The 26651-nt window shown below is 71.0% G+C and carries 27 protein-coding genes; 12 read left to right on the forward strand and 15 right to left on the reverse strand.

Translation table 11 applies throughout. From position 1 onward, the window contains the following. Positions 1-4 precede the first annotated feature (4 nt). From ppk2 to ACFVXE_RS07420, 4 genes are read right to left on the reverse strand one after another with little or no spacing between them, the layout of a single operon-like run. On the reverse strand, positions 5-1027 hold the full coding sequence (gene ppk2 / locus ACFVXE_RS07405) for a polyphosphate kinase 2 (protein WP_389670041.1): 1023 nt from the start codon (positions 1025-1027) through the stop codon (positions 5-7). Then, entirely contained in the window at positions 960-1988 is a 1029-nt protein-coding gene (locus ACFVXE_RS07410) for a DMT family transporter (RefSeq protein ID WP_389670042.1), read from the reverse strand. Before ACFVXE_RS07410 ends, ppk2 begins: the two co-directional genes overlap by 68 nt. 33 nt (positions 1989-2021) lie before the next feature. Further along, a complete protein-coding gene (locus ACFVXE_RS07415) occupies positions 2022-2741 on the reverse strand; it encodes an ArsR/SmtB family transcription factor (RefSeq protein WP_389670043.1) in 720 nt (239 codons plus the stop codon). Between the two features lie 14 nt (positions 2742-2755). Further along, positions 2756-3430: a TetR/AcrR family transcriptional regulator gene (locus tag ACFVXE_RS07420; RefSeq protein ID WP_389670044.1), complete on the reverse strand. Its 675-nt coding sequence runs from the start codon at positions 3428-3430 to the stop codon at positions 2756-2758. Between the two features lie 66 nt (positions 3431-3496). Between ACFVXE_RS07420 and ACFVXE_RS07425 the strand changes: the two genes are divergently transcribed. The 3 genes from ACFVXE_RS07425 (at position 3497) to ACFVXE_RS07435 (ending at position 5749) form a co-directional block, all read left to right on the forward strand. Continuing rightward, the gene (locus tag ACFVXE_RS07425; protein WP_389670045.1) at positions 3497-4648 is read left to right on the forward strand and encodes an acyl-CoA dehydrogenase family protein; all 1152 of its coding nucleotides are present in this window, start codon (positions 3497-3499) and stop codon (positions 4646-4648) included. Between the two features lie 100 nt (positions 4649-4748). Continuing rightward, on the forward strand, positions 4749-5039 hold the full coding sequence (locus tag ACFVXE_RS07430; protein ID WP_389670046.1) for a YiaA/YiaB family inner membrane protein: 291 nt from the start codon (positions 4749-4751) through the stop codon (positions 5037-5039). Positions 5040-5122: 83 nt separating this feature from the next. Beyond that, the gene (locus ACFVXE_RS07435; protein ID WP_389670047.1) at positions 5123-5749 is read left to right on the forward strand and encodes a TetR/AcrR family transcriptional regulator; all 627 of its coding nucleotides are present in this window, start codon (positions 5123-5125) and stop codon (positions 5747-5749) included. A 51-nt stretch (positions 5750-5800) separates the two neighbouring features. Here the strand turns inward: ACFVXE_RS07435 and ACFVXE_RS07440 are convergent, their stop codons facing one another. Beyond that, positions 5801-6262, reverse strand: a complete 462-nt coding sequence (locus ACFVXE_RS07440) for a MaoC family dehydratase (protein ID WP_389670048.1) — start codon at positions 6260-6262, stop codon at positions 5801-5803. Between the two features lie 140 nt (positions 6263-6402). On the opposite strand from ACFVXE_RS07440, the gene soxR reads away from it, so the two are divergent. Continuing rightward, entirely contained in the window at positions 6403-6876 is a 474-nt protein-coding gene (gene soxR / locus ACFVXE_RS07445; protein WP_389670049.1) for a redox-sensitive transcriptional activator SoxR, read from the forward strand. Positions 6877-6946: 70 nt separating this feature from the next. Here soxR and ACFVXE_RS07450 read toward each other — a convergent pair whose 3' ends face one another. Continuing rightward, positions 6947-7558, reverse strand: coding sequence for a hypothetical protein (locus tag ACFVXE_RS07450; RefSeq protein ID WP_389670050.1), 612 nt, complete (start codon positions 7556-7558; stop codon positions 6947-6949). A gap of 274 nt (positions 7559-7832) precedes the next feature. Here ACFVXE_RS07450 and ACFVXE_RS07455 point away from each other — a divergent pair, with 274 nt between their 5' ends. Next, positions 7833-10658 (forward strand): penicillin acylase family protein, encoded by a 2826-nt coding sequence (locus tag ACFVXE_RS07455; RefSeq protein ID WP_389670051.1) that lies wholly within the window; start codon positions 7833-7835, stop codon positions 10656-10658. 135 nt (positions 10659-10793) lie between these two features. Here ACFVXE_RS07455 and ACFVXE_RS07460 read toward each other — a convergent pair whose 3' ends face one another. Next, positions 10794-12071: an exo-beta-N-acetylmuramidase NamZ domain-containing protein gene (locus ACFVXE_RS07460; RefSeq protein WP_389670052.1), complete on the reverse strand. Its 1278-nt coding sequence runs from the start codon at positions 12069-12071 to the stop codon at positions 10794-10796. A 188-nt stretch (positions 12072-12259) separates the two neighbouring features. On the opposite strand from ACFVXE_RS07460, the gene ACFVXE_RS07465 reads away from it, so the two are divergent. From ACFVXE_RS07465 to ACFVXE_RS07475, 3 genes are read left to right on the forward strand one after another with little or no spacing between them, the layout of a single operon-like run. Further along, positions 12260-13024, forward strand: coding sequence for an SDR family oxidoreductase (locus ACFVXE_RS07465; protein WP_389670053.1), 765 nt, complete (start codon positions 12260-12262; stop codon positions 13022-13024). Further along, on the forward strand, positions 13021-14679 hold the full coding sequence (locus ACFVXE_RS07470; protein WP_389670054.1) for an AMP-binding protein: 1659 nt from the start codon (positions 13021-13023) through the stop codon (positions 14677-14679). Before ACFVXE_RS07465 ends, ACFVXE_RS07470 begins: the two co-directional genes overlap by 4 nt. Positions 14680-14718: 39 nt before the next feature. Continuing rightward, positions 14719-15312, forward strand: a complete 594-nt coding sequence (locus tag ACFVXE_RS07475) for a TetR/AcrR family transcriptional regulator (RefSeq protein WP_389670055.1) — start codon at positions 14719-14721, stop codon at positions 15310-15312. A gap of 131 nt (positions 15313-15443) precedes the next feature. Here the strand turns inward: ACFVXE_RS07475 and ACFVXE_RS07480 are convergent, their stop codons facing one another. Both ACFVXE_RS07480 and ACFVXE_RS07485 read right to left on the reverse strand, forming a co-directional pair. After that, entirely contained in the window at positions 15444-16658 is a 1215-nt protein-coding gene (locus ACFVXE_RS07480) for an acyl-CoA dehydrogenase family protein (RefSeq protein WP_389670056.1), read from the reverse strand. A gap of 8 nt (positions 16659-16666) precedes the next feature. Then, positions 16667-17689 (reverse strand): phosphotransferase family protein, encoded by a 1023-nt coding sequence (locus ACFVXE_RS07485; RefSeq protein WP_389670057.1) that lies wholly within the window; start codon positions 17687-17689, stop codon positions 16667-16669. 336 nt (positions 17690-18025) lie between these two features. Between ACFVXE_RS07485 and ACFVXE_RS07490 the strand changes: the two genes are divergently transcribed. Further along, complete coding sequence (locus tag ACFVXE_RS07490; RefSeq protein ID WP_389670122.1) at positions 18026-18967, forward strand: NADP-dependent oxidoreductase; 942 nt, start codon at positions 18026-18028, stop codon at positions 18965-18967. 15 nt (positions 18968-18982) lie between these two features. On the opposite strand, the gene ACFVXE_RS07495 is transcribed toward ACFVXE_RS07490, so the two are convergent. From ACFVXE_RS07495 to ACFVXE_RS07510, 4 genes are all read right to left on the reverse strand, one after another. Then, positions 18983-19294 carry a DUF202 domain-containing protein gene (locus ACFVXE_RS07495; RefSeq protein ID WP_389670058.1) on the reverse strand — a complete coding sequence of 104 codons (312 nt, stop codon included), beginning with the start codon at positions 19292-19294 and terminating at the stop codon, positions 18983-18985. Continuing rightward, a complete protein-coding gene (locus ACFVXE_RS07500; protein WP_389670059.1) occupies positions 19291-19686 on the reverse strand; it encodes a YidH family protein in 396 nt (131 codons plus the stop codon). The genes ACFVXE_RS07495 and ACFVXE_RS07500 overlap by 4 nt, the downstream gene beginning before the upstream one ends. A 19-nt stretch (positions 19687-19705) precedes the next feature. After that, positions 19706-20242: an NUDIX hydrolase gene (locus tag ACFVXE_RS07505; RefSeq protein WP_389670060.1), complete on the reverse strand. Its 537-nt coding sequence runs from the start codon at positions 20240-20242 to the stop codon at positions 19706-19708. Positions 20243-20308: 66 nt separating this feature from the next. Further along, positions 20309-21202, reverse strand: a complete 894-nt coding sequence (locus tag ACFVXE_RS07510) for a DMT family transporter (protein ID WP_389670061.1) — start codon at positions 21200-21202, stop codon at positions 20309-20311. Between the two features lie 181 nt (positions 21203-21383). Here ACFVXE_RS07510 and ACFVXE_RS07515 point away from each other — a divergent pair, with 181 nt between their 5' ends. Continuing rightward, positions 21384-23042, forward strand: coding sequence for an FAD-binding dehydrogenase (locus tag ACFVXE_RS07515; protein WP_389670062.1), 1659 nt, complete (start codon positions 21384-21386; stop codon positions 23040-23042). Between the two features lie 87 nt (positions 23043-23129). Here the strand turns inward: ACFVXE_RS07515 and ACFVXE_RS07520 are convergent, their stop codons facing one another. Beyond that, entirely contained in the window at positions 23130-23582 is a 453-nt protein-coding gene (locus ACFVXE_RS07520; RefSeq protein WP_389670063.1) for an ASCH domain-containing protein, read from the reverse strand. Positions 23583-23913: 331 nt separating this feature from the next. Between ACFVXE_RS07520 and ACFVXE_RS07525 the strand changes: the two genes are divergently transcribed. Further along, positions 23914-24579, forward strand: a complete 666-nt coding sequence (locus ACFVXE_RS07525; protein ID WP_389670123.1) for a molybdopterin-dependent oxidoreductase — start codon at positions 23914-23916, stop codon at positions 24577-24579. Further along, positions 24521-25273 (forward strand): cytochrome b/b6 domain-containing protein, encoded by a 753-nt coding sequence (locus tag ACFVXE_RS07530; RefSeq protein ID WP_389670064.1) that lies wholly within the window; start codon positions 24521-24523, stop codon positions 25271-25273. The genes ACFVXE_RS07525 and ACFVXE_RS07530 overlap by 59 nt, the downstream gene beginning before the upstream one ends. Here the strand turns inward: ACFVXE_RS07530 and ACFVXE_RS07535 are convergent. Continuing rightward, positions 25245-26642, reverse strand: coding sequence for a gluconate:H+ symporter (locus ACFVXE_RS07535; protein ID WP_389670065.1), 1398 nt, complete (start codon positions 26640-26642; stop codon positions 25245-25247). The genes ACFVXE_RS07530 and ACFVXE_RS07535 overlap by 29 nt on opposite strands. Positions 26643-26651 lie beyond the last annotated feature (9 nt).

A 26651-nucleotide genomic window follows, 5' to 3' on the forward strand; every position in this document is an offset into this window, starting at 1 on the left:
TGGCTCAGCTCGTCGGCTCGGCCTCCAGCCGGCTCGTGGTGAGCAGCCGGGCGTCCATCTCTCCCTGCTCGAAGAGCCGGGAGGCCGGGCCCACGATCAGTGGGTCCGGCATGCCGATCACCGCCGTGTCCTTGTCCCGGTAGTCGAAGCGGTGCAGCACATGCCGCATTGCCTCCAGCCGGGCCCGCTTCTTGTCGTTGCTCTTCACCACGGTCCAGGGCGCGTCCGCCGTGTCCGTGTGGAACAGCATCTGTTCCTTGGCCTCCGTGTACGCGTCCCACTTGTCGAGCGAGGCGAGGTCGACCGGGCTCAGCTTCCACTGCCGTACCGGGTCGATCTGCCGGATCATGAACCGGTTGCGCTGCTCGTTGCGGGAGACGGAGAACCAGAACTTCACCAGGTGGATGCCGTCCCGGGCGAGCATCCGTTCGAAGCCCGGCGCCTGGTGCATGAATTCGAGGTACTCACGCGTCGTGCAGAACCCCATCACCCGCTCCACTCCCGCCCGGTTGTACCAGGACCGGTCGAAGAGCACGATCTCCCCGGCGCTCGGCAGATGCGCCACGTACCGCTGGAAGTACCACTGGGTGCGCTCGCGCTCGGTGGGCTTCTCCAGGGCCACCACCCGCGCACCACGGGGGTTGAGGTGCTCGGTGAAGCGGCTGATCGTGCCACCCTTGCCCGCCGCGTCCCGCCCCTCGAAGAGGATGACGAGCCGTTCGTCGCGTTCCTTGACCCAGTGCTGGAACTTGAGCAGTTCGATCTGCAGGGCACGCTTGGACTTCTCGTACGCCTTCCGGCTGAGCTTGTCCGCGTACGGGTAGTCCTCGCGCCAGGCGTCCCTGGCCCGGCCTTCCGGGGTCACCAGCATCGGGTCGTCGTCCCCGCTGTCCACCACGCCGAAGCCTTCGAGGCCGCCGCCGTGGCGGGCGGCCCGGTCGAGGGCGGCCTGGGTGTCGTCAGCGTCCCCGGCCCGCTTCTTCCGCCTCTTCCCGGGGCCCGTCGGTTTCCTGGCGCTGCGCGTCATGTGGGGGTCCCTCCGCCGGCTGCGCCGGACTCTTTCGCGTCCGTCCAGTCTGCGGACGCATCCGGGAGACCGCCACCCCGGCCAGACAGAGCAGACCGCCGCAGACGGTGAGCAGCGCGGGCACCTCGTCGAGCAGCAGCCACGACAGCAGCACCACCAGGGCGGGCACCGCGTAGGTGGTGGCGCCCAGCCGTCCCGCGGTGGTGCGGGCGAGGGCGTAGGCCCAGGTGGTGAAGGCGAGGGCGGTCGGGAAGACACCCAGATAGACCATGTTCAGCGTCGCGGGGAGCGGTGCCCCGGCCGCCTCGGAGACCAGCACGCCGGAGAAGGGCAGGCAGGCGACCGTGCCGATCAGACAGCTGAACGTGGTGATCTGCAGTGCCGACCCGTGCCCCAGGGCCGGCTTCTGGGAGACCACCCCGGCCGCGTACGCCACCGCCGCGAGGAGACAGAGCGCCACCCCCAGCACGGACGAACCGCCGTGCCCCGACATGGAGAGACCGACCACCACGGCGCCCCCGAACGACACGGCCATGCCCAGCAGCAGCCTGCGCGGCAGCCCCTCGCCGAGCAGGCGGGCGCCGAGCAGCGCGATCAGGATCGGGCCGATGTTCACGACCATGGCGGCCGTGCCGGCGTCAACCTGCTGCTCGCCCCAGTTGAGCACCACCATGTAGAGCCCGAACCAGAGCAGCCCGGACGCGACGATGCCCGGCCAGGCGCCCCTGGAGGGCAGTCCCTCGCGGCGTACGAGAAGGATCACGCCGAGCGTCAGCGAGCCTGCGAGCAGCCGCCCCAGGGCGAGCGCGCCGGGGGAGTACGCCTCGCCCGCGCTGCGGATGGAGACGAAGGCGGAGGCCCACAGGACCACGCTCGTGCCTGCCGCGGCGACGGCCCGCCGGTTCCGGCCTGCAGAGGAGGCGGCGGCCGCCGGGGAGGCCGGTACGGGTGTCGTCGTCATGGTCGCGACCCTATGCGCTGGACGGTTGGGCGCTCACCGAATTGTTTCCGGCTCGATCCCGAGGAGCTCGTGCAGCGCCTGCTCCCCGTCCGCGGTTGCCTTCACCGCGCGCCCGGAGCCGATCCGTACGCACCAGCCGGCCTCCAGCGCGTGCCCGCACAGCGCGGCGCCCGCGGCCCCCGCCAGATGCGGCCGGCGCTCCGTCCAGTCCAGGCAGCCGCGTACGAACGGACGGCGCGTCCCGGTGTCAGGTGTGATGCCGAGATCCGCGAACCAGCCAAGCCCCGCGTCGGTGAGCGCGAAGCCGGTGTCCTGCCTGAGCAGCCCCCGTGCGGTCATGGCGTCCGTGACCGCGATGCCGATCCGGCCCGCGAGGTGGTCGTAACAGGTGCGTCCGCGGGCCAGCGCGCTGCCGGCGCTCGCCGCCCGCAGGGTCCGTGGCCGCTCCCCGGCACCGGGCTCCGCCTGGGCGGCGAGACTTTCGACGAGGTGCGCGGCCCGCTCGTCGGCGAGCCGCAGATAGCGGTGGCGGCCCTGCCGTTCCTCGGTGAGAAGCCCGCCCGCGACGAGTTTCCCGAGGTGTCCGCTGGCGGTCGACGGTGCCACCGCCGCGTACCGGGCGAGCTCGCCCGCGGTCCAGGCGCGACCGTCGAGCAGGGCCAGGCAGAACGAGGCGCGGGTCTCGTCCGCGAGGAGTGCGGCCAGGGCGGCGAGCCGGGGAGCGGCCGGGTCGTGGGGTGCGATGCGTGCCATGTGGCCAGGATGCGTCAGGAACGTTTCGGCGAAGGCCGAACCGTGGCGGAGGGGGCACGCTCCTCGTACTGCAGGGCGAGGCCGTCGAGCAGGGCCCGCAGCCCGGTCTCGAACGCGCCCTCGTCGACCTTCTGGCGCCGGTCGGCCAGCAGATGGGCCTGTCCGAGGTGCGGGTAGTCGGCGGGGTCGTACGCCGTCTCGTCGTCCACGAAGCCGCGCGCGAAGGAGCCCAGTGCCGAGCCGGTGACGAAGTACCGCATGAGCGCGCCGATGTACGTGGCCTGCGCGGGCGGCCAGCCCGCACGGACCATGGCGCCGAAGGCCGCGTCGGCCACCTTCAGCCCGGCCGGGCGTCGTCCCGGGCCCTGGGCCAGGACCGGGACGATGTGCGGGTGCGCGGCGAGCGCCGCACGATAGGAGACCGCCCAGTCGTGCAGCGCGGCCCGCCAGCCGCGGCTGTCGGACTCGTCGAACATCGACAGATCGACCTGCGCGGAGACGGAGTCCGCCACCGCGTCCAGGATCTCGTCCTTGTTGCGGAAGTGGTTGTAGAGCGACGGTCCGCTGACCCCGAGCCCGGCCGCGAGCCGACGGGTGGAGACGGCTTCGAGCCCCTCCGCGTCCACGAGTGCGCAGGCCGCCTCGACGATGCGTTCTCTGCTGAGGAGGGGCTTGCGCGGTCGGGCCATGCGGCACATAGTAGGGCCTGCGAAGATAAAACTAGCAGTGCTAATTAAAAGTGGGAGAGTCGAAGGATGAACCTGGAGCTCAGCGAGGAGCAGGAAGCCGTACGGCAGCTCGCCAAGGACTTCGTCGCCCGCGAGATCACGCCGCATGTCGTCGAGTGGGACCGCGCCGAGAATGTCGACAAGTCCATCGTGAAGAAGCTGGGTGCGCTCGGCTTCCTCGGGCTGACCGTCCCCGAGGAGTACGGCGGCTCGGCCGGCGACCACCTGGCCTACTGCCTGGTCACCGAGGAGCTCGGCCGTGGTGACTCATCGGTCCGGGGCATCGTCTCGGTCTCCCTGGGGCTGGTCGCCAAGACCATCGCCGCCTGGGGTGACGAGAGCCAGAAGCGGCAGTGGCTGCCCGCGCTCACCGCGGGTGAGGCGGTCGGCTGCTTCGGCCTCACCGAGCCGGGCACCGGCTCCGACGCGGGGAACCTGACCACGAAGGCCGTCCGTGACGGCGACTCGTACGTCATCAACGGCGCCAAGATGTTCATCACCAACGGCACCTGGGCCGACGTGGTGCTGCTCTTCGCCCGGACCGGCGAAACCCCCGGCCACAAGGGCATATCCGCCTTCCTGGTGCCCACCGACACCCCCGGTCTCAGCCGCCGCACCATCCACGGCAAGCTCGGGCTGCGCGGCCAGGCCACCGCCGAAGTGGTCCTGGAGGACGTCCGGGTCCCGGTCGGCGCCCTCATGGGGCCCGAGGGCAAGGGCTTCTCGATCGCCATGTCCGCGCTGGCGAAGGGGAGGATGTCGGTCGCGGCCGGCTGCGTCGGCATCGCGCAGGCGGCTCTCGACGCCGCCGTGGGCTACGCGGGCGAGCGCGAGCAGTTCGGCAAGTCCATCGCGAGCTACCAGCTCGTCCAGGAACTCATCAGTGACATCGCGGTGGACGTCGACGCCGCCCGGCTGCTGACCTGGCGCGTCGCCGACCTCATCGACCGCGGCGAGGAGTTCGCCACCGCCGCGTCCAAGGCGAAGCTCTTCGCCTCCGAGGCGGCCGTCCGTGCGGCCAACAACGCCCTCCAGGTCTTCGGCGGCTACGGCTACATCGACGAGTACCCGGTCGGCAAGCTGCTCCGCGACGCCCGCGTGATGACTCTCTACGAGGGCACCAGTCAGATCCAGAAGCTGATCATCGGCCGCGCGCTGACCGGGGTCTCCGCCTTCTGAACCGGCTCCTCCCGAACCGGCTCACCCGTGCGGCGCCTGAGTACCCGACTGAGTACGCGGGCGGATGCGACGCGCTCCGCGGCAGCCGATGCTGTCCGCCATGAGTGATACGACACCGGTCAAGCAGCAGAGCACCGCGGCCTTCTACGGACAGGCCGTCGCCTCCTTCGGGGTGGCGATGGGCGCGGTGACGCTCGGCATCTACTTCCTGGACGCGGACGCCTGGGTGCGAGGGTTCCTCGCCGTCGGCGTCCTCTACCTCGTCACCTCCTGCTTCACCCTGGCCAAGGTCATCCGGGACCGTCAGGAGGCGGGGCGGATCGTCAGCAGGGTCGACCAGGCGCGGCTGGAGAAGATCCTCGCCGAGCACGACCCCTTCAACAAGCTCTGACGATCTCCATCACCGGACCGCTAAGCGCTTGCTCAGGTTCGGGGTATGGTGTGCGTCCTGCTGAAGGGAAGGGGTCGGTGACGATGAGCACGGCGGAGGAGACCGGCGGCAACGGCATGCCGTGGGACGAGGTGACGCCCGAGGCGGCCAGGCGGCTCCTCGTGGCGGCCGTCGACGCCTTCGCCGAGCGCGGGTACCACGCGACCACCACCCGTGACATCGCGGGTCGCGCCGGGATGAGTCCCGCGGCGCTCTACATCCACTACAAGACGAAGGAAGAGCTGCTCCACCGGATCAGCAGGATCGGTCACGACCGGGCCCTGCTGCTGCTGGAGACGGCCGCCGACCGTGACGGGACCGCGTCCGAGCGGCTCGCCGACGCCGTACGGTCCTTCGTCCGCTGGCACGCCGAGCGGCACACCACCGCCCGGGTGGTCCAGTACGAACTCGACGCGCTCGGCACGGAGCACCGCGCGGAGATCGTCGCGCTGCGCAGGAAGAGCGACGCGGTGATCCGCCGGATCATCAGCGAAGGCGTAGGGACGGGCGAGTTCGACGTCCCGGACGTCCCCGGCACCACGCTCGCCGTACTGTCGCTCTGCATCGACGTGGCCCGCTGGTTCAGCGCGCAGGGGAGCCGGACGCCCGACGAGGTCGGCGATCTCTACGCCGACCTCGTCCTGCGCATGGTCGCGGCCCAGCACCTGTAGAAAATCCCGCCGGGCCTGTTTCCGGTGCTGACCGCCGGGCGCCGCGCGGCGTCAGAAGTAGTAGCGCGAGACCGACTCGGCGACGCAGACCGGCTTGTCGCCGCCCTCGCGCTCGACCGTGACGACGGCGGTGACCTGTACACCGCCGCCCGCCTCCTCGACATCCTTGAGGGCGGCCGTCGCCCGCAGCCGCGAGCCCACCGGCACGGTGGACGGGAAGCGGACCTTGTTGGTCCCGTAGTTGATGCCCATCTTCACGCCCTCGACCCGCATGATCTGCGGGACCAGCGCGGGAAGGAGCGAGAGCGTCAGATAGCCGTGCGCGATCGTGGTGCCGAACGGGCCGGCCGCGGCGCGCTCCGGGTCCACGTGGATCCACTGGTGGTCCCCGGTGGCTTCGGCGAAGAGGTCGACCCTCTTCTGGTCGATCTCCAGCCACTCGCTGTGCCCCAGTTGCTCGCCCACTCCGTCGCGCAGCTCCTGCGCGGACGTGAAGATCCTCGGCTCTGCCATGTCCCTGGTCCTGCCTTCCCGCTCTCGACCGTCCGTCATCATCCGTCGCCTACTGTCTAAGCGCTTGCTCAGCATCGTCGGGTGGGTGCGTTCCTGTCAACGACGGACCGCTCCTGAGGTGGCCGCGTAGGGTTCGAGGGGTGCCCCAGATCCCACAGACACTCCATGAACTCACGGTCGGCCAGCTCTCCGCGCGCAGCGGCGCCGCCGTTTCGGCCCTGCACTTCTACGAGGCCAAGGGCCTGATCGCCAGCCGACGTACCAGCGGCAACCAGCGTCGCTACAGCAGGGACACGCTGCGCAGGGTCGCCTTCGTCCGTGCGGCGCAACGGGTCGGCATACCGCTGGCCACCATCCGCGACGCGCTGGCCGAGCTCCCGGAGGAGCGCACCCCGAACCGCGACGACTGGGCGCGGCTCTCCGAGGCGTGGCGCTCCGAACTCGACGAGCGGATCAGCCAGCTGGGCCGGCTGCGTGACCATCTCACCGACTGCATCGGCTGTGGCTGCCTGTCGCTGGAGAACTGCGTGCTCTCCAACCCGAACGACATCTCCGGTGACAGGATCATGGGGTCGCGCCTGATGCCGGAGCGCCGGTCGACGGACTGTCAGTAGGGCCCGGCCCTGCCGGGCGGCCGGATCCGACGCGGGGGCGCGCGCCGCGGCGCAGTCGCCCCCTCGCCCCTCAGGCCGCCGATGCCAGGTCCCTCGGCCGTATCCGCCGGGCCCTCGCCAGTGTCCCCGGCGTCAGTACCGGCCGCGGCACCACGATTCCGCAGCCCGTGCAGACCGGCCCCGACCACGGCGCCCGGTCGAGGTCCTGGCGCCAGACGATCCCGGTCTCCGTGCACACCGGGCATGCCGTGCCGGGCTCCGACTCCAGGGCGGCGATCAGCCGGCCCAGCACCTCGGCGAGTGCCGCGGACGGATGGACCGCGGGGTCCTCGCACGGCGCGACCCCGTTCCCGCCCCAGGTGCGCCGGTGCCAGTCGTCGAACGAACCGGGCCGGCGCAGCCCGTCGTGCTTCTCGCGCCTGCGGCGCTCGGCGAATCCCGCCTCGTACCCGAGCCAGACGTCCCGGGCCTCCTCCAGCTCCTCCAGCGCCCGCACCAACCGCGCGGGATCGGGGGACCGGTCCTCCGGCTCGATCCCGTGCCGGGCACACAGATGGTCCCAGGTCGCCCGGTGACCATAAGGGGCGAACCTCTCCAGGCATTTGCGCAGCGAATACCGCCGCAGCGCCAGGTCGCCCCGCGGATCGCGGACCTGTCTCGCAAGACTTCGGAAACCGGCCATCGCACTGCCACCTCCGTCGCTCGTACTTCGGCGTCATGGGATGGACGTACGACTGCCCGATTCGGCTCCATCGAAAGGTGATGTGCGTCCATTGGCTGAGACGACCCTCGTCGGAGACTGCCGGGACACGGTCCTGGGCCATGTCCCGGCCCCGTCCGGGGGTGGCGACGCAGGGGCGGCATGTGGTGATTACGAAAAAGTGACCGTTGTTCACCTTACCGACGGGTCCTACCGCCAGTAACCTCCGGCGCATCGGCCTCTCGGAGGAGCACGCATGCCCCCACGCACCGTCAGATTCAGAGCCGCCACCGTTGCGGCGGTCCTCGCCCTCGGCACCACCCTGCTCGCCGCCTCGCCGCAGTCCGGCGCCGCGGCGGCGGAACCCGCAGTTCCCGACTACTGCCAGGGTCAGTGCGACGACATCCTGCCGCCCGGTGAGAACGGCAACGCCACACTCGTCGAGATCCTCGGCAACAAGGCGTTCGGTACGCACCCCTCCCACAGCGACGACCAACTCGACCGCTACAACGGCCTGGTGGCCGGGCACACCGGTCTCACCGACCAGAAGCTGACCGACTTCTTCAACGACGCCTCGTTCGGCGTCCCGAAGGACCAGGTCGAGTCCGTCACCTCACCGCGCGACGACGTCACCATCACCCGCGACAAGACGTCCGGGGTCCCGCACATCAAGGGCACCACCCGCTACGGCACCGAGTTCGGGGCCGGCTTCGCGGCCGGGCAGGACCGGCTGTGGCTGATGGACCTCTTCCGGCACATCGGGCGCGGCGAACTGACCTCGTTCGCCGGCGGCGCCCTCGCCAACCAGGGCCTGGAGCAGCAGTTCTGGCCGCAGGCCCCGTACACCGAAGCCGACCTCGAAGCCCAGGTGGAGTACATCCGGACCCATGAGGGCACCCGCGGCGAACAGGCCATGGCCGATGCCCAGGCGTACGTCGACGGCATCAACTCCTACCGTGAGAAGTCGAAGAAGGGACGCTACTTCCCCGGTGAGTACGTCCTCACCGGCAAGATCGACTCGATCACCAACGTGGGCGAGATCCAGCCGTTCAAGCTGACGGACCTGATCTCGATCGCCTCCGTGGTCGGCGGCCAGTTCGGCGGCGGTGGCGGCGGTGAGGTACCGGCGGCCCTCTCGCTGCTGTCCGCCCAGCAGAAGTACGGCGTCACCGAAGGCACCCGGGTCTGGGAGTCGTTCCGTCAGCGCAACGACCCCGAGGCGGTGCTGACCGTCCATGACGGGACCTCGTTCCCGTACGCCGGCAAGCCCGACAAGGCCGTCGGGACCGCGCTCCCGGACGCGGGCTCGGTCACGGCCGAACCGCTGATCTACGACCGCACCGGCTCCGCGGGCACCGACAGGAAGACCCCCGTCAAGGCGCCTGCCGCCCTCAGGAGGGCCCAGGGCATCTACGACGACGGCGTCATCCCGGAGGGTTCGCTGCCCGGCTCCGGCTCCGGCGCACAGAAGCGAGGCATGTCCAACGCCCTGCTGGTCTCCGGCGAGCACACCGCGAGCGGAAACCCGATAGCCGTCTTCGGCCCACAGACCGGCTACTTCGCGCCGCAGCTGATGATGCTCCAGGAGCTCCAGGGGCCCGGCATCAGCGCCCGCGGTGTCTCCTTCGCCGGTGTCGGCATGTACATCCAGATGGGGCGTGGCCAGGACTACGCCTGGAGTGCCACCTCGGCCGGCCAGGACATCACCGACACGTACGCGGTCGAGCTGTGCGAGCCCGACGGTTCCACGCCCGCCAAGGACTCCACGCACTATCTCGACCACGGCACCTGCACCGCGATGGAGAAGCTGGAGCGCTCCAACTCCTGGGCGCCGACCGTCGCCGACTCAACGGCGAAGGGCTCCTACCGGATGCAGGTGTGGCGGACCGCGTACGGCATCGTCACCCACCGGGCCACCGTGGGCGGCAAGCCCGTCGCGTACACCTCGCTGCGCACCACCTACCGTCACGAGGCCGACTCGATCATCGGCTTCCAGATGCTCAACGACCCGGCGTACGTCACGGACGCCGCCTCCTTCCAGCAGGCGGCGAGCCACATCGACTACGCCTTCAACTGGTTCTACGCCGATTCCCGCACCGCCGCCTACTACAACAGCGGTCTGAACCCCGTGCGTGCGGCCGGCGTCGACCCGGCGCTGCCGGTGAAGGCGGAGCAGGCGTACGAATGGCAGGGGTACGACCCGGTCGCCAACACCGCCGACTACACACCGTTCGGCGAGCATCCGCACTCCAGCGGCCAGGACTACTACGTCTCCTGGAACAACAAGCAGGCCGAGGGGTACGCCTCCGCGGGCTTCGGCCTCAGTGCGGTGCACCGGGCGGACCTGCTCGACGAACGGGTGGCGAAGCTGGTGGAGGAGGGCGGTGTCACCCGTGCCTCGCTCACCCGGGCCATGGCGGACGCGGCGCTCACCGATCTGCGGGGTGAACAGCTGCTGCCCGAACTGCTGCAGGTGCTTCGCTCGCAGCCGATCGCCGACCCGCAACTGAACTCGGTGGTACAGGAGTTGGACGCCTGGCGGGCCTCCGGCGCGCAGCGCAAGGAGACCTCCCCCGGCTCGCACACGTACAGCCAGGCCGACGCGGTACGGATCATGGACGCGTGGTGGCCGAAGCTGGTCGAGGCCGAGTTCGCGCCGGGACTCGGCGACAGCCTGTACGGGGCGCTGACCGCCAATCTCGCCACCGACGAGTCACCCGCGGCCAGCCACGGACCGAGCGGCGCGCACAGCGGTTCGTCGTTCCAGTACGGCTGGTGGGGCTTCGTCGACAAGGACCTGCGTCAGGTCCTGGGCCGGCCGGTCAAGGGCCCGCTGGCGAAGACGTACTGCGGCAACGGTGATCTGGCCGGCTGCCGCGAGACCCTGCTGGCCAGCCTGAAACTGGCGGCGGCCGAACCGGTCACCGAGGTCTACCCCGGTGACGACAGCTGTGACGCGGGCGCGCAGTGGTGCACGGACTCGATCATCCACCGTGCGCTGGGCGGAATCACCCAGAAGTCGATCCACTGGCAGAACCGCCCGACGTACCAGCAGGTGGTGGAGTTCCCGGCGCGCCGGTAGTGCTGGTGGCCGGTCGTGTGCCCCCGGCCCTGCATGGCCCCGACCGCCGGACGGGCTGAGTGATCAAGCCCGTCCGGCGCTCGGGGGCGGAACGAGCCGGGCGGGCCCGGAACCCGAGGGCCCGCCCGGCACACCTCACCGGTACTGCAGGTACTTCTTCCGCAGCGCCCGGAACGCGGCGAGATCCGCTTCCCAGGCCCCTACGACCTCGTCCGTGTCCGCGCCCGCGTCGATCATCGTGCGGACCCGCGTGTTGCCCGTGAGCTTGTCGATCCAGTTGTCCGAGCGCCACTCGAACCCGCTCCAGGTCTGCTTCGCGGTCACCAGGAGCGCGATCCCCGTGCGTACCGGGTCGAAGACCTCCCGGTCCTGCACGTGCAGCTGCACTCCGCCGACCGTCTTCCCCTGGAACTTGGAGAACGTCGGCGCGAAGTACGCCTCGCGGAAGGCGACTCCGGGCAGGTCGAGCGCGTTCGCGGCGGCCGCCCACCGGTGGTCGATGCCTTCCGCCCCCAGCAGTTCGAACGGCCGGGTCGTCCCCCGCCCCTCGGAGAGGTTCGTCCCCTCGAACAGGCAGGTGCCCGAGTACACCAGCGCCGTGTCCGGCGTCGGCATGTTGGGGCTCGGCGGCACCCACGGCAGCCCGGTCTCGTCGAAGAAGTCCGAACGCTGCCAGCCCGTCATCTTCACGATGTCCAGCTCGACCGGCCGCTCGGCCAGGAACTCCGCGTTGAAGAGCAGCGCGAGCTCCGTGACCGTCATGCCGTGCGCCTGCGCGATCTCCCGGCGCCCCACGAAGGTGGAGAACGCCGGGTCGAGGACCGGCCCCAGCGCTGCCCGCCCGGTCATCGGGTTGGGACGGTCCAGCACGACGAACCGCTTGCCCGCGAGGGCCGCCGCCTCCATGCAGTCGTACAGCGTCCAGATGTACGTGTAGAAGCGTGCCCCCGCGTCCTGGATGTCGAAGACGATCGTGTCCACACCGGACGCGGTGAAGACGTCGGCGAGCGGCTGGCCGCTCTTCAAGTACGTGTCGTAGACCGGGAGTCCGGTCGCCGGGTCGTCGTACCGCCCCTCGGAGCCGCCCGCCTGTGCGGTGCCGCGGAAGCCGTGCTCGGGTCCGAAGACCGCGACCAGGTTCACCCGCTCGTCGGGGTGCATCACGTCGACGATGTGACGGACGTCGGAGGTGATCCCGGTCGGGTTGGTGACGATGCCGACCTTCTGGCCCTTCAGCAGTGCGTAGCCGTCCGCCGCCAGTCGGTCGAAGCCCGTACGCAGCCGGTTCCGCCCGGCGCCGTGCCCCGCGCCGTGGAAGGGCTCCGCGGTCGCGCTCCCGGTTCCGGCGGCCGTCGCCGCAAGGGCTCCCACCGCACTGCCGGCGGCCAGCAGGCCGCGCCTCGACAGGCTCATTCGGCCACCTCCATGATCGTCACGACTGTCATGATCACGCACGCTAGCGCGACTGGGGGCGCTAGGGAACGGGGGCGACGTGACTGCTGTGACGGGAGTGGCCGCGGACCTTGGGGCGGGCCCCTTCCCCGATCACATACCGACTGGTTAGTCTGCTGGAGAAGTCGGCTGAGAGAAGGCGGGACTCGATGGGTGCGGTGCAGGGCGCGGGCGTTGTGATCACGGGAGCCGGAGGCGGCATCGGCGCCGCTCTGGCCCGCAGATTCGCCGCGGAGGGCGCCAGAGTCGTCGTCAACGACCTCGACGGGAGCCGGATCGAGGCACTCGCCGAGGAGATCGGCGGCACCGCCGTCGCCGGTGACGCCTCGCAGATCGTGGACGCCGCCCGGGACGCACTGGACGGCACCGTCGACATCTACTGCGCCAACGCGGGCCTCGCCTCTCCGGGCGACGTCTTCGCCGACGAGGAGGTCTGGGCGGCCGCCTGGGATGTCAATGTGATGGCCCACGTGCGTGCGGCCAGGGCGCTGCTGCCGGACTGGCTGCGGCGCGGCAGCGGCCGGTTCGTCACCACCGCCTCCGCCGCCGGACTGCTCACGATGATCGGCGCGGCGCCGTACAGCGTCTCCAAGCACGGGGCCGTCGCGTTCGCCGAATGGCTCTCCCTGACCTACCGCCACCGCGGCGTCAAGGTCCACGCGATCTGCCCGCAGGGTGTGCGTACGGACATGCTCACCGCCGCGGGATCGGCCGGTGAGCTGGTGCTCGCCCCCAGCGCCATCGAGCCGGACGCGGTCGCCGACGCGCTCTTCGACGCCATGGCCGAAGACCGCTTCCTGGTCCTGCCGCACCCCGAGGTCGCCGGCTACTACCAGGCCAGGACCGCCGACACCGAACGCTGGCTCACCAGCATGAACCACCTTCAGCAGAAGTGGGAGGAGACCGGCGCATGACCGAGTCGATCTACGCGGCGAAGCCCTGGACCGCCCTGCTCAGCGAGGCGCAGCGGGCACCCGTCAGCCCCGCCGAGACGCTGGTGCACGCCTTCCGTGCCTCGGTCGCCCGCGCGCCCGGACACCCCGCGCTCGCCTACTTCGACGGACGCCTCAGCTACCGGGAGACCGACGGGCTCTCCGACTCGGTGGCCGGCCATCTTGCCGAGCGGGGCCTGGAGCGCGGCGACCGGGTCGCGATCATGCTCCAGAACTCGCCCCAGTTCGTGCTCGCGCTGCTCGGCGCGTGGAAGGCCGGGGCCACCGTCGTGCCGCTCAACCCGATGTACAAGTCGGGCGAGGTCGGCCACGTGCTGAAGGACGCCGGGGTCACCGCGCTGATCTGCTCCGACCGGGCGTGGGAGTCGTATCTGCGGGACACCGCGGCCGCCGCCCCGTCCGTGCGGATCGCCGTCACCGCCTGTGAGCTCGACCTGCAGACGCAGAACGACGAGCGGGTCCTGAACTTCGAGCGGCTGCCCGCCGCCCCGGACGCCGACGACCTGGTGGCGGTTGCCCGGCAGGGGCTCGCCGCCCCGGAGGGGCGCGAGCTCACCGCCGCCGACGTGGCGCTGATCAGCTACACGTCGGGGACGAGCGGCACGCCCAAGGGAGCGATGAACTCCCACGGCAACATCATGATCAACGCCGAGCGCCAGCGCACCGGACACCCGATCCCCGAAGGGTCCTCGTACTTCGCGCTCGCCCCGCTCTTCCACATCACCGGCATGGTCTGCCAGCTGGCCGCCTGCCTCACCAACGCGGGCACGCTCGTCCTCGCGTACCGCTTCCACCCCGGTGTCGTCCTCGACGCCTTCGCCGAGCACCGTCCCGCGTACACCGTCGGCCCGTCGACCGCCTTCATGGCGCTCGCCGCGACCCCGGGCGCCACCCCCGGGCACTTCGCCTCGTTCCAGGTGATCTCCTCCGGCGGCGCGCCCCTGCCACCCGCGCTCGTGGAGAAGTTCCGGGCAGGTTTCGGCCCCTACATCCGCAACGGCTACGGCCTCACCGAGTGCACGGCGCCCTGCGCCTCCGTACCGCCCGAGCGGGAAGCCCCCGTCGACCCGGTTTCCGGGACCCTCTCCGTCGGTGTCCCCGGGCCCGACACGGTCGTCCGGATCCTCGACGAGAACGGCGAAGAGGTGCCGTTCGGCGAGCAGGGCGAGATCGCCGTCCGGGGTCCCCAGGTCGTCTCCGGCTACTGGCGGCTGCCCGAGGCGACCGCCGCCGCCTTCCCGGACGGGGAGCTGCGCACCGGCGACATCGGCTTCATGGACCGCGAAGGCTGGCTGTATGTCGTCGACCGCAAGAAGGACATGATCAACGCCTCCGGGTTCAAGGTCTGGCCGCGCGAAGTGGAGGATGTCCTCTACACCCATCCGGCGGTCCGGGAGGCGGCCGTCGTCGGCGCCCCCGACGCCTACCGAGGAGAGACCGTCCGGGCCTACGTCAGTCTGCGGCCCGGCGCCTCGGTCGGACCCGGCGAGCTGGGGGCGTACTGCAAGGAGCGGCTCGCCGCGTACAAGTACCCGCGCGAGGTCGAGATCCTGACCGAACTGCCCAAGACGGCGAGTGGGAAGATCCTCAGGCGGGAACTGCGTTCCCAGCGGTAGAGCGTGTACGGCATCACTACGGAAAGGCAGGTGGCGGCGATGGCCGGAACGACGGACGGGAGCGACGCCCCCGTTCCTCAGCGGCTGCTGGCCGCCGCCACCCGGCTCTTCGCCGAGCAGGGCTACGACCGCACGTCGGTCCAGGAGATCGTCGAGGCGGCCGGAGTCACCAAGGGGGCGCTGTACCACTACTTCGGCTCGAAGGAGGACCTCCTCCAGGAGGTCTACTCCCGGGTGCTGCGGCTCCAGCAGGACCGCCTCGACGCCTTCGCGGACGCGGACGCACCGGTCGAGCAGCGGCTGCGTGACGCGGCGGCGGACGTGGTCGTCACGACCATCGACAACCTCGACGACGCATCGATCTTCTTCCGGTCGATGCACCACCTGAGCCCGGAGAAGAACAAACAGGTACGGCTGGAGCGGCGGCGCTACCACGAGCGGTTCCGGGCGCTGGTGGAAGAGGGGCAGCGCAGCGGGGTGTTCTCGACGGCCACGCCGGCGGATCTGGTGGTGGACTACCACTTCGGGTCGGTCCACCACCTGTCGACGTGGTACCGCCCGGACGGGCCGCTGAGCCAGCAGGAGGTCGCCGACCACCTGGCGGACCTGCTGCTGCGCGCGCTGCGTCCCTGAGAGCCGTCCCCCTCCGCTGTCCGGCTGCCGGCACCGCACGTGACACCGCCCAGGCGCCTCGCGGCCCTTCCGGTGCCGATGGGCGGGACGGTGGCCCGGACACGCCAGGCCACCGTCTCCGCCCCGCCGCCCTATGCGTGCCGCTTGATCTCGCGCCGTGCCAGCGACCGCTGGTGCACCTCGTCCGGCCCGTCCGCCAGCCTCAGCGTCCGTGCTCCCGCCCACAGTTCCGCCAACGGGAAGTCCTGACTGACCCCGCCCGCGCCGTGCAGCTGCACCGCCTGGTCGAGGATGTCGACCACCGCGCGCGGAGTGGCGATCTTGATGGCCTGGATCTCCGTGTGCGCCCCGCGGTTGCCCACGGTGTCCATCAGCCACGCCGTCTTCAGCACCAGCAGCCTCAGCTGCTCCACCGTGACCCGCGCGTCCGCGATCCAGTTCTGGACGACGCCCTGCTGGGCGAGCGGCTTGCCGAAGGCCGTACGGGACACCGCCCGCCTGCACATCAGCTCGATCGCCCGCTCGGCCATCCCGATCAGCCGCATGCAGTGGTGGATCCGGCCCGGACCCAGCCGAGCCTGGGCGATGGCGAAGCCGCTGCCCTCCTCACCGATCAGGTTGGCCGCGGGTACCCGTACGTCGGTGAACACGACCTCCGCGTGACCGCCGTGGTAGTGGTCCTCGTACCCGTACACCTGCATCGCGCGCCGCACTTCGAGGCCGGGCGTGTCGCGCGGGACCAGGATCATCGACTGCTGGCGGCGGATGTCGTCGCCGTCCGGGTCGGTCTTGCCCATCACGATGAAGATCCGGCACTCCGGGTTCATCGCCCCGGAGATGTACCATTTGCGGCCGTTGATCACGTAGTCGTCGCGGTCCCGCGTGATCCGGGTCTCGATGTTGGTCGCGTCGGACGAGGCCACCTCGGGCTCCGTCATGGCGAACGCCGACCGGATCTCCCCGGCGAGCAGCGGCTCCAGCCACTGCTTCTTCTGCTCGTCGGTGGCGAACTGGTGGAGCACCTCCATGTTGCCGGTGTCCGGTGCCGCGCAGTTCAGTGCGGTCGGCGCCAACTGCGGTGAACGGCCGGTGATTTCGGCGAGGGGTGCGTACTGGAGGTTGGTCAGCCCGGCGCCGTGCTCCGCGTCGGGGAGGAAGAGGTTCCACAGCCCCTGCCGGCGGGCCTCCGCCTTCAGGTCCTCGACGATCTGCGGGGTGTCCCAGGGAGAGGCGAGCGACGCGCGCTGTTCGTGCGCGGTCTGCTCGGCCGGGTACACATGCTCGTCCATGAAGGCGAGCAGCCTGGCACGCAGCTCCTCGGTGCGGGCGTCGAATGCGAAGTCCATGGGGGTGATCAGCCTTCCTGGAGGGTGGTGAGGCCGTGCTCGATGAATACGGGCACGAGATCGCCGATGCGGTCGAAGCCGGCGCCGACGGTCCGGCCGAGGGTGTAGCGGTAGTGGATGCCCTCCAGGATCACGGCGAGCTTGAACCACGCGAACGCCGTGTACCAGGAGATGGCGGAGGTGTCCCGGCCGGAACGGGCGGCGTACCGCTCGATCAGTTCGGCGGGGGCGGGGTGTCCGGCCGCGCCGCTGGTGGTGGAGACCGGGGACTCGGGCAGGTCCAGGTCGGAGCTGTACATGACCAGCAGGCCGAGGTCGGTCAGCGGGTCGCCGAGCGTCGACATCTCCCAGTCCAGCACCGCCTCGATCCGGTCGCCGGAGCCGATCAGCACGTTGTCCAGGCGGTAGTCGCCGTGGATGACGGTGGGCGTGGGGGAGGCGGGCAGCTCGCGGCCGAGGGCGGCGTGCAGCTCGTCGATGCCGGGGAGGTCGCGGTTGCGGGAGGCGTCCAGCTGTTTGCCCCAGCGGCGCAGCTGTCGGTCGAGGAACCCCTCGGGGCGCCCGAAGTCCGCCAGCCCGACGGACGCCGGGTCCACGGCGTGCAGCTCCACCAGCGTGTCGACCAGACCCAGGACCGCCTGCCGGGTCCGCTCGGCGCCGAGCGGGGCGAGCTGTTCCGCGGTGCGGTACGGGGTGCCCTCGACGTACTCCATGACGTAGAAGGGCGATCCGATGACGGAGTCGTCCTCGCAGAGCAGTACCGGCTCGGGCACCGGCACGGCCGTCGGGTGCAGTGCGCTGATCACCCGGTGCTCGCGCTTCATGTCGTGCGCGGTGGCGAGGACGTGGCCCAGCGGGGGCCGCCGGACGACCCAGCGGCCGGTGCCGTCCGTGACGATGTACGTCAGGTTGGAGCGGCCGCCCTCGATGAGCCGCGCTTGGAGCGGTCCGTTCACCAGGCCCGGCCGCTCACGGTCGAGATGTCCGCGGAGCCGGTCCAGGTCGAGACCTGGCGGATGGACTGAGCTCATCGTGCGCACCTCCGAGGTGAAAAGACGTCGATGCTCATGATGCCGACCAGTCGGTATGTCGTCCAGTGAACTCCCGGAATCCGGCACGCGGACTCCCGCCCGAAGCGGTCCGGACCCGGGCGATCGGCCATGTCCTTGAATACGGATCATGTATGAGTACGGCGGTGTGGTGCGGTGCGCGAGCGGCGCGGCGGACGCTCCTGCCGCTGCGGGACTCGACCGGGCCGGCCGCGGCCAGGGCGTCGGATGCCCGGCCGCGACCCGCGGACACGGCCGCCGTCCGGGCCTGCCGGTGCCTGAGTTGCGGGCGGCCCGGGCTGCCCGGATGGTCGGATGATGAAGGCGATCAGCTACAGCAGATACGGCGGCGCCGAGGTCCTGGAGTACGGCGAGCTGCCCGACCCGAAGGTCGGCCCGGACACCGTCCTGGTGAAAGTGCGGGCGGCGGCCGTCAACCCGGTCGACTGGAAGGCCAGGGAGGGCCTTCTCCGGTCCGGACTGGAGGCCGTCTTTCCGGTGATCCCCGGCTGGGACGTCTCCGGAGTCGTGGTGCAGCCCGGGATCGCCGTCGATGAATTCGCCGTCGGCGACGAGGTCATCGGCTATGTGCGGGAGGATTTCCTGTCCCGGGGCACGTTCGCCGAGTACGTCGCCGCGCCCGTGCGCACGCTCGCCCGCAAGCCGCTGAGCCTGAGCTTCGAGGAGGCGGCCGGCCTGCCGCTGGCCGGGCTCACCGCGTACCAGGTGCTGCACCGCTGGCTGAGCGTCCGGGAGGGCGACACCGTGCTGGTCCACGCGGCCGCGGGCGGTGTGGGGTCGCTGGCGGTGCAGCTCGCCCGGCACGCGGGCGCCCGTGTCATCGGTACCGCGAGCGAACGCAACCACGACCATGTGCGGCAGCTCGGCGGCGAACCGGTGGCGTACGGCGAGGGGCTCGCCGACCGGATCGGGGCGCTGGCCCCCGACGGGGTCGACGCCGCCTTCGACACGGTCGGCGGCGAGGCCCTGCGGGTCTCGGCCGAAGTGCTGGGACCCGAGGGCCGGCTGGTGTCCGTCGCGGACGGCGAGGTCTTCTCGTACGGCGGCCGCTACGCCTTCGTGCGGCCCGACGCGAAGGACCTCGCGCACCTGGCGGAACTGGCGGAGCAGGGCATCGTCTCGGTCCACATCGACCGGGTCTTCCCGCTGGACCGGGCCGCGGACGCCTACCGTCTCAACGAGGAGGGACGCACCCGAGGGAAGATCGTCGTCTCCGTCCCCTGGGACACGGACGACTGACGGGTCCGGGCGTTCTCAGATGATCATGCCCGCGGCGAAGACCGCGAGTGCGACCGTGCACGCCGCCGCCGTCAGCGCGCCCCGCGGCGACAGTGACCGCGGCTGCGCGGTCCGCATCCCGAGCACCCGCCGATTCGCCACCTGGAGGAACACCAGCCACGCCAGCGCGCTCAGCGACACGGCGACCACCGCGGTCGGGGTCGCGCCGCCGTGCAGCGCCGCCTTGCCCGCCAGCAGGGCCACCACCGTGCAGGACAGCGTGGTACGCCGCCACGCCAGCCTGGTCCGTTCCGGCTGCAGACCGGGGTCCCGCTCCTCGGTGGTCACCGGCCCTCCCAGCCGAAGAGGACCACCACCACCATCGCGACGGCGACGACGGCGACCGCGATCCCGAGCAGCGTCGGGAACCGGGAGACCGGCAGGTCCTCGCCGCGCCGCATCGCCCGTTCGCACCGCACCCAGTGGTTGACCGCCCGCAGCGAACAGAGCACACCGGCCGCGAGCAGCGCCAGCGCCAGCCCCGTCCTGACCCCCCGGGCCAGATCCGGCAGGAACTGGTCGACGGCGAATCCTCCGCCGATGAGGGCGAGAGCCGTCCGGATCCAGGCGAGGAAGGTGCGCTCGTTGGCGAGCGAGAAGCGGTAGTCGGGGGTGTCGCCCTCATCGCGGATCCGCTGCGGTGCGTACCACAGCTTCAGACCCCGTACGAATTCGTTCACGTCCGAACCTTATCGATCACTACAGCGCCTTCTTGTCGGCCATGGATCGGTCTGCCCTGAACTGCCGCAGCCGGTGGTAGGTCTCCAGGCCGTCCGGCACCCACTCCCAGTCGCCCAGCCGCTCGGCCAGCTCGGCGTCGGTGAGGAAGGTGTGCCACGCGACCTCCTCGGCCTGCGGATCCACCGGCAGCTCGCACCGCACCTGATAGACGTACGACCACCAGGTGTGCTCCCCGTCGGCGTAGAGGAACTTGAAGAGCGGTTCGGGGCGGGGCAGGCCGAGGACCCCGAGCTCCTCCTCGGCCTCCCGCAGCGCCGCCTCGTCGTACGACTCGCCCGCGCCGACCACCCCGCCGACGAACATGTCGTAACGGGACGGGAAGACCAGCTTTGTCGCGGTCCTGCGGTGCACGAAGAGCCGGCCCTCCGCGTCCCTCGCCTCGATGAAGACACAGCGATGACGTAGGCCCCGCGCGGTCGCCTCACCGCGCGGGGCCTGCCCCACGACCTCGTCGTTCTCGTCGACGATGTCCAGAATCTCGTCAGCAGCAGTCATGCGTCCCATCCAACCTCAGGTCCGGGCCCCTGCCGATCCGGGACCCGGACCGGCAGGGGCCGCGGGTCAGCGCGGCTGGAGGGTCTGCGAGCGGCGCCCGCCGACCGGTCCGTTCGGCATCGCCGGATGCAGCCCCAGCAGCACGATCCCGACGACGATGGCCGCCAGCCCCGTCGCCTGCCAGGCCAGCGCGGCCGTGTCGGTGCGCAGTCGGTCGCCGAGGAACCCGACCCCGCAGGCGATGCCCGCCAGCGGCTGGGCGGCGGTCAGGGCGGGCAGCGACATCCGCAGCGGCGCCGTCTCGAAGGCGCTCTGCACCAGGATCAGACCGGTCACGCCCAGCACCAGCACCCCGTACGGCTGCCAGCTGGTCACCAGCGCCGTCCACCCGTCGTCGCCCAGCCGCTGACCGCTCAGCCGGGTGAGGGCGTCCTGCAGGCCGTACAGCAGCCCGGCCGCCACCGCGAGCAGGGCCGGAGCCGCCGTCGCCTGTGAGCGCTTGGCGAACGTGGTGAGGAGCAGGGCGGAGCCCACCACCACACCGATCACCAGCCAGTGCCTCAGCTCGTCGGTGACCGTCGCGCCGCCCTGCGGCCGGCCGGCCAGCAGGAACGCGGTCACCCCGCCGGCCAGCAGCCAGAGCCCCGACCAGCCCTGCCGGCCCAGCCGCTGGCCGGTGCGGTGGCGCGACAGCGCCATCGCGAAGAGCAGATTGGTCGCCAGGAGCGGCTCGACCACGGAGACCTCGCCCTTGCCCAGGGCCAGCGCCCCCAGCACCATGCCGCAGATCATCAGGCCGATCCCGGCCAGCCAGCTCGGCACCTTCATCAGGTCGAGCAGCAGCCTGGGGGAGAGGAAGTCGCTCCTCGGGGCGTGCTCGGCAGCGGCCTGCTGCAGGACAAAGCCGAATCCCAGACAGCAGGCGGCGCTCACGGCGAGTACGAAGACCAGCACCGACACGCTTCTCTTCCTCAAGTCCGGCCAGGAGAGGGTGATTTGTTTCGACGATAGCGCTTCGGCGGCGGGGGCGCGGCCGGAGCGCCGCCGACCGGGCGGTTGACGCCGCCGCGGACGGTGCCCAAGATCTGACGCACGAGTAACTTCCGGCTCGCTCCGGACCGCTCCGACAAGGATGGAATCCATGGCGTACGACGCTGACGTGATCGTGATCGGGGCAGGGCTCGCGGGGCTCGTGGCCACTGCCGAGCTCGTCGACGCGGGGCGCAGGGTGATCCTGCTCGACCAGGAGCCCGAGCAGTCGATCGGCGGCCAGGCGCACTGGTCCTTCGGCGGTCTCTTCCTCGTCGACTCGCCCGAGCAGCGCCGCATGCGGATCAAGGACAGCCGGGAGCTGGCCCTGCAGGACTGGCTCGGCACGGCGGGCTTCGACCGCAAGGAGGACCACTGGCCACGGAAGTGGGCCGAGGCGTACGTCGACTTCGCGGCCGGCGAGAAGCGCTCCTGGCTGCACGCACAGGGGCTGCGGATCTTCCCCGTCGTCGGCTGGGCCGAACGCGGCGGTTACGACGCGAACGGCCACGGCAACTCCGTTCCCCGCTTCCACATCACCTGGGGCACCGGCCCCGGCGTCGTCGCCCCGTTCGAGCGCCGGGTCCGTGAGGGCGTCGCCAGGGGACTCGTCCAGCTCAGGTTCCGCCACCGGGTCACCGGCCTCGGCCGCACCGCCGGCGCCGTCGACACCGTGACCGGCGAGATCCTCGAACCGAGCGGCGCCGCCCGCGGTACCGCGAGCAGCCGCGAGGCGACCGGTGCCTTCGAGCTGAAGGCGCAGGCGGTGATCGTCACCTCCGGCGGCATCGGCGGCAACCACGACCTCGTCCGCGCCCAGTGGCCCGAACGGCTCGGCACGCCGCCCGCGAAGATGCTCTCCGGAGTCCCCGCCCATGTCGACGGGCTGATGCTCGGGATCACCGAGGAGGCGGGCGCCCACCACATCAACCGCGACCGGATGTGGCACTACACCGAGGGCATCGAGAACTGGAACCCGATCTGGGCCAGGCACGGCATCCGGATCCTGCCCGGACCGTCCTCGCTCTGGCTGGACGCCACGGGCAGGCGGCTGCCGGTCCCGCTCTTCCCGGGCTTCGACACGCTCGGCACCCTCGAACACATCATGAGAACCGGCCACGACTACACCTGGTTCGTGCTCGACCAGAAGATCATCGGCAAGGAGTTCGCGCTCTCCGGTTCCGAGCAGAATCCGGATCTGACCGGAAAGTCGGTCCGTGGCGTGATCGGCCGGGCGCGGGCGGACGTGCCGGGCCCGGTGAAGGCGTTCATGGACAACGGCGTGGACTTCGTCGTGGAGAAGGACCTCGACGCACTGGTCCGGGGGATGAACGCGCTCACCGGTGAGCAGCTGATCGACGCGGAGGCGCTGCGCCGCGAGATCACCGCCCGGGACCGGGAGATCGCCAACCCGTTCACCAAGGATCTCCAGATCACGGCGATCCGCGGAGCCCGTGCCTATCTGGGCGACAAGCTGATCCGCACTGCGGCCCCGCACCGCATCCTCGACCCGGCGGCCGGCCCGCTGATCGCCGTGCGGCTGAACATCCTCACCCGCAAGTCGCTCGGCGGACTGGAGACGGATCTCTCGTCACGGGTGCTCACCGAGGACGGCACGCCGCTCGCCGGGGTGTACGCGGCGGGCGAAGCGGCCGGATTCGGTGGCGGCGGGGTGCACGGCTACCGCTCGCTCGAAGGTACGTTCCTGGGCGGCTGCATCTTCTCCGGGAGGGCGGCGGGACGGGCCGCGGCGGCGGCGGTCGGCGACTGACGACGACCCGGCGGACACGCGTGCCGGGCCCCGCGAGCCCGGCACGATGACGCCGCGCGCTGATCCACCAGGCATTACGGACAGCCCTCAGCAGCCGGGGTGTGTCCCGGCGACGGGATCGAGCAGCTCGACGACCCGGAACCGTTCCGCGACGACCAGGGTGTCGTCGTCGGCCGTGAACTCCGGGTCGCCGAGTGCCTCACGCATCTCGTCGCCGTGCCAGAACCGCTCGTGCCCCGCGCGCCATCGGGCCACCGAGGTGTCGCCCTCGCCCTCGTCGATCGCATGCTGGAGGTCCACGTCGCCCAGCCTGAGGACACGTACCTCCGTCACCTCGACGACCGCGACCTCCCGGCCGTTCGAGTCGATCAGTGCCGACCGTTCACCGACCGGGGGCGGCTCCTCCTGCTCCGCCTGGTACTCCGCGAGCAGCCCGGTCGTCGACACCTTGACGCCGGAGAGCACCGCCGCGACCAGCTGATCGCGCACCGGTCCGGGGTACGCGAGAAGGAACGGCTTGAGGGGCTCACGGTTCGGCATGGCCCGATTCTGGCATGATCCGGCGCCGGTGCAGGGGGCCGGGACGGGTCCCGGGTTCCGGGCAACTCCGCCGGGAGCCATCGGATTTGACCGGGGTGACGGCCGGCGCGGGGTCGCCGGGACTGTTCGGCCGCTGATGCGGTCCGGACCTCATCGCCCCCGGGGCCCGCGAAGCGCCGGTGCCGCCCCGCCGGAGCGACGCGCCTTACCGATGTGTGACGTGGCCCCGCAGCCCCTGGTGGCGTGCGGCCGCGGATGTTCGAATGGGCCGGTGAACAGTCGTCCTCCCGATGCCGAAGGCACCCCCGTGGGCCGTCGCCTGGTCCTGACGATGCTGGGGCTCGGCGCCGCCGGAATCGTGGCGGCGCCCACCCTGCAGCGCGTCCTGGAGTCCGGGCTCGGCGCCGTCGCCGACAAGGACCCCACCGGCCTGAGCGGACTGCTGCCCAACGGCGGCGGCTTCCGCTACTACTCCGTGGCCTCCTCCGTACCGCGCAGGAGCGCCGCGGACTACCGGCTGAAGATCGACGGCCTGGTCGACAGACCCGCCACGTACACCCTGGACCGGCTGCGCGCCCTGCCGCAGACCCGGCTGGTCCGCGACGTCCAGTGCGTCACCGGCTGGCGGGTCCCCGGAACCCCGTTCGAGGGCGTACGGCTCTCGGAGCTGCTGGACGCGGCCGGGATCCGACCCGGGGCGAAGGCGATCCGCTTCACCTGCTTCGACGGCACGTACAGCGAGAGCCTCACCCTCGACCAGGCCCGGCGCCCGGACGTACTGGTGGCCCTGCGCATGCAGGACAAGCCGGTGGCGCACTCCCACGGCGGTCCGGTGCGGCTCTATGTGGCCCCGATGTACTTCTACAAGTCGGCGAAATGGCTCTCCGGGATCACCGTCACCGACTCGGTGAAGCCCGGCTACTGGGAGGAGCTCGGCTATGACGTCGACGCCTGGGTCGGGCGGTCCAACGGCCGCGACGACGCCCCCACCGGCTGACACCGCCGGGCGGGTGCACCGGTTCAGCCCCGCTGAGCGCTGGGTGCACCGCACCACGGCGTGGCTGATGCTGCTGTGCGTGGCGACCGCAGCCTGTCTGTATGTGCCCGAACTCGCCGAGCTGGTCGGCCGCCGCCGTCTCGTGGTCACGGTGCACCAGTGGTCCGGGGTGCTGATCCCGGTACCGCTGCTCGCCGGTCTCGTCTCCCGGGCACTGCGTGCCGACCTGTCCCGGCTCAACCGCTTCGGGCCGCACGACCGCCAGTGGCTGCGGGCGGCACGCCGCCGCGACCGCCGGCCCGGATCCCGGCCGGCCGGCAAGTTCAACGCGGGACAGAAGCTGTACGCCGCCTGGATCGCGGGCGCCGTGCTCGTCATGGCAGGCACCGGGGTGCTGATGTGGTTCACCGGACTCGCACCGCTGATGTGGCGGACCGGAGCCACGTTCGTGCACGACTGGCTGGCCCTGGCGATCGGGATCGTGCTCGCCGGGCACATGGCGATGGCGCTCGCCGACCCGGAGGCACGCCGTGGCATGCGTACCGGGTCGGTCGAGCGCCACTGGGCGCGGGCCGAACACCCGCTGTGGGGGGAGACCGCCGAGGGGTCCGCGGGACCCGGAGGGCCGCCGGACGAGCCGCCGGACGAGCCGCCCGGTCACAGCACTACAGGACCAGCGAGAGCAGCAGGATGAAGACCAGCGAGACCACGGAGATGATGGTCTCCATCACCGACCAGGTCTTCACCGTCTGGCCGACGCTCATCCCGAAGTACTCCTTCACCAGCCAGAACCCGGCGTCGTTGACATGGCTGAAGAACAGCGAGCCGGCGCCGACCGCGAGGACCAGAAGCGCCGCGTGCGAGGTCGACATGTCGGCGGCGAGCGGGGCGACCAGACCGGCCGCCGAGATCGTCGCCACCGTCGCCGAACCCGTCGCGAGACGGATCGCGACGGCGATCAGCCAGCCCAGCAGCAGCGCCGGAATCGACCAGTCCTTGGAGAAGTCCAGGATCATCTGGCCTACACCGGCGTCGATGAGGGTCTGCTTGAAGCCACCGCCCGCACCGACGATGAGCAGCACACCGGCGATCGGCGCGAGCGACTTCTCGACGGTGCTGGAGAGCCGGCCCTTGCTGAAACCGGCTGCCCGGCCCAGCGTGAACATGCCGACTATGACGGCCGCGAGGAGCGCGATCAGCGGCGAGCCGATCACGTCGGTGACCCGCTGGACGTGGTTCTCCGGGTTGTCCACGACGATGTCGACGAGGGCCTTGGCCAGCATCAGCACGACGGGCAGCAGGATGGTCGCCAGGGTGGCGCCGAAGCTCGGGCGGTGCTCCAGGTCCTCCGACGGACGCTGCGGGACCATCTTCTCCGGCGCCTTGATGTCCACCCAGCGGGCGGCGAAGCGGGAGAAGACCGGACCGGCGATGATCACGGTCGGGATGGCGACCAGGACACCGAGCGCCAGCGTGACACCGAGGTTGGCGCCGAGGGCGTCGATCGCCACGAGCGGGCCGGGGTGCGGCGGTATCAGCCCGTGCATCACCGAGAGACCGGCCAGTGCCGGGATCCCGATCCGCATCAGGGAGTAGTTGCCGCGCTTCGCGACGAGCAGCACGACCGGGATCATCAGCACGATGCCGACCTCGAAGAAGAGCGGCAGGCCGATGATCGAGGCGATGAGGACCATCGCCCACGGCATCGCGCGCCCGCTCGCCTTCGCGAGGATCGTGTCGACGATCTGGTCCGCGCCGCCCGAATCGGCGAGCAGCTTGCCCAGGATGGCGCCGAGCGCGATCAGCACTCCGACGCCCGCGACGGTCGAACCGAGTCCGGCGGTGAAGCTGGCGATGGTCTTGGCGGGAGCGGCACCGGCGAAGGAACCGAGCGCCAGCGAGCCGATGGTCAGCGCCAGGAAGGCATGCAACTTGAACTTGGTGATGAGCAGAACGATGACGGCGATGCCCGCCAGGACGGCGAAGCCCAGCTGTGCGTTACCGGCCGAAGTGATGGGTTCGACGGCGTCCGCTGCCAGCATCTCGACGCTGAGACTGGTCACGGTGATGAT

Source organism: Streptomyces sp. NPDC058231, from assembly GCF_042882275.1.
Classification (GTDB): domain Bacteria; phylum Actinomycetota; class Actinomycetes; order Streptomycetales; family Streptomycetaceae; genus Streptomyces.

Bases quoted from the DNA above. Each gene is read 5' to 3' on its own strand.
- ppk2 (WP_389670041.1), bottom strand. From the start codon at position 1,027: ATGACGCGCAGCGCCAGGAAACCGACGGGCCCCGGGAAGAGGCGGAAG.
- ACFVXE_RS07410 (WP_389670042.1), bottom strand. From the start codon at position 1,988: ATGACGACGACACCCGTACCGGCCTCCCCGGCGGCCGCCGCCTCCTCT.
- ACFVXE_RS07415 (WP_389670043.1), bottom strand. From the start codon at position 2,741: ATGGCACGCATCGCACCCCACGACCCGGCCGCTCCCCGGCTCGCCGCC.
- ACFVXE_RS07420 (WP_389670044.1), bottom strand. From the start codon at position 3,430: ATGGCCCGACCGCGCAAGCCCCTCCTCAGCAGAGAACGCATCGTCGAG.
- ACFVXE_RS07425 (WP_389670045.1), top strand. From the start codon at position 3,497: ATGAACCTGGAGCTCAGCGAGGAGCAGGAAGCCGTACGGCAGCTCGCC.
- ACFVXE_RS07430 (WP_389670046.1), top strand. From the start codon at position 4,749: ATGAGTGATACGACACCGGTCAAGCAGCAGAGCACCGCGGCCTTCTAC.
- ACFVXE_RS07435 (WP_389670047.1), top strand. From the start codon at position 5,123: ATGAGCACGGCGGAGGAGACCGGCGGCAACGGCATGCCGTGGGACGAG.
- ACFVXE_RS07440 (WP_389670048.1), bottom strand. From the start codon at position 6,262: ATGGCAGAGCCGAGGATCTTCACGTCCGCGCAGGAGCTGCGCGACGGA.
- ACFVXE_RS07450 (WP_389670050.1), bottom strand. From the start codon at position 7,558: ATGGCCGGTTTCCGAAGTCTTGCGAGACAGGTCCGCGATCCGCGGGGC.
- ACFVXE_RS07455 (WP_389670051.1), top strand. From the start codon at position 7,833: ATGCCCCCACGCACCGTCAGATTCAGAGCCGCCACCGTTGCGGCGGTC.
- ACFVXE_RS07460 (WP_389670052.1), bottom strand. From the start codon at position 12,071: ATGAGCCTGTCGAGGCGCGGCCTGCTGGCCGCCGGCAGTGCGGTGGGA.
- ACFVXE_RS07465 (WP_389670053.1), top strand. From the start codon at position 12,260: ATGGGTGCGGTGCAGGGCGCGGGCGTTGTGATCACGGGAGCCGGAGGC.
- ACFVXE_RS07470 (WP_389670054.1), top strand. From the start codon at position 13,021: ATGACCGAGTCGATCTACGCGGCGAAGCCCTGGACCGCCCTGCTCAGC.
- ACFVXE_RS07475 (WP_389670055.1), top strand. From the start codon at position 14,719: ATGGCCGGAACGACGGACGGGAGCGACGCCCCCGTTCCTCAGCGGCTG.
- ACFVXE_RS07480 (WP_389670056.1), bottom strand. From the start codon at position 16,658: ATGGACTTCGCATTCGACGCCCGCACCGAGGAGCTGCGTGCCAGGCTG.
- ACFVXE_RS07485 (WP_389670057.1), bottom strand. From the start codon at position 17,689: ATGAGCTCAGTCCATCCGCCAGGTCTCGACCTGGACCGGCTCCGCGGA.
- ACFVXE_RS07490 (WP_389670122.1), top strand. From the start codon at position 18,026: ATGAAGGCGATCAGCTACAGCAGATACGGCGGCGCCGAGGTCCTGGAG.
- ACFVXE_RS07505 (WP_389670060.1), bottom strand. From the start codon at position 20,242: ATGACTGCTGCTGACGAGATTCTGGACATCGTCGACGAGAACGACGAG.
- ACFVXE_RS07515 (WP_389670062.1), top strand. From the start codon at position 21,384: ATGGCGTACGACGCTGACGTGATCGTGATCGGGGCAGGGCTCGCGGGG.
- ACFVXE_RS07520 (WP_389670063.1), bottom strand. From the start codon at position 23,582: ATGCCGAACCGTGAGCCCCTCAAGCCGTTCCTTCTCGCGTACCCCGGA.
- ACFVXE_RS07525 (WP_389670123.1), top strand. From the start codon at position 23,914: ATGCTGGGGCTCGGCGCCGCCGGAATCGTGGCGGCGCCCACCCTGCAG.
- ACFVXE_RS07530 (WP_389670064.1), top strand. From the start codon at position 24,521: ATGACGTCGACGCCTGGGTCGGGCGGTCCAACGGCCGCGACGACGCCC.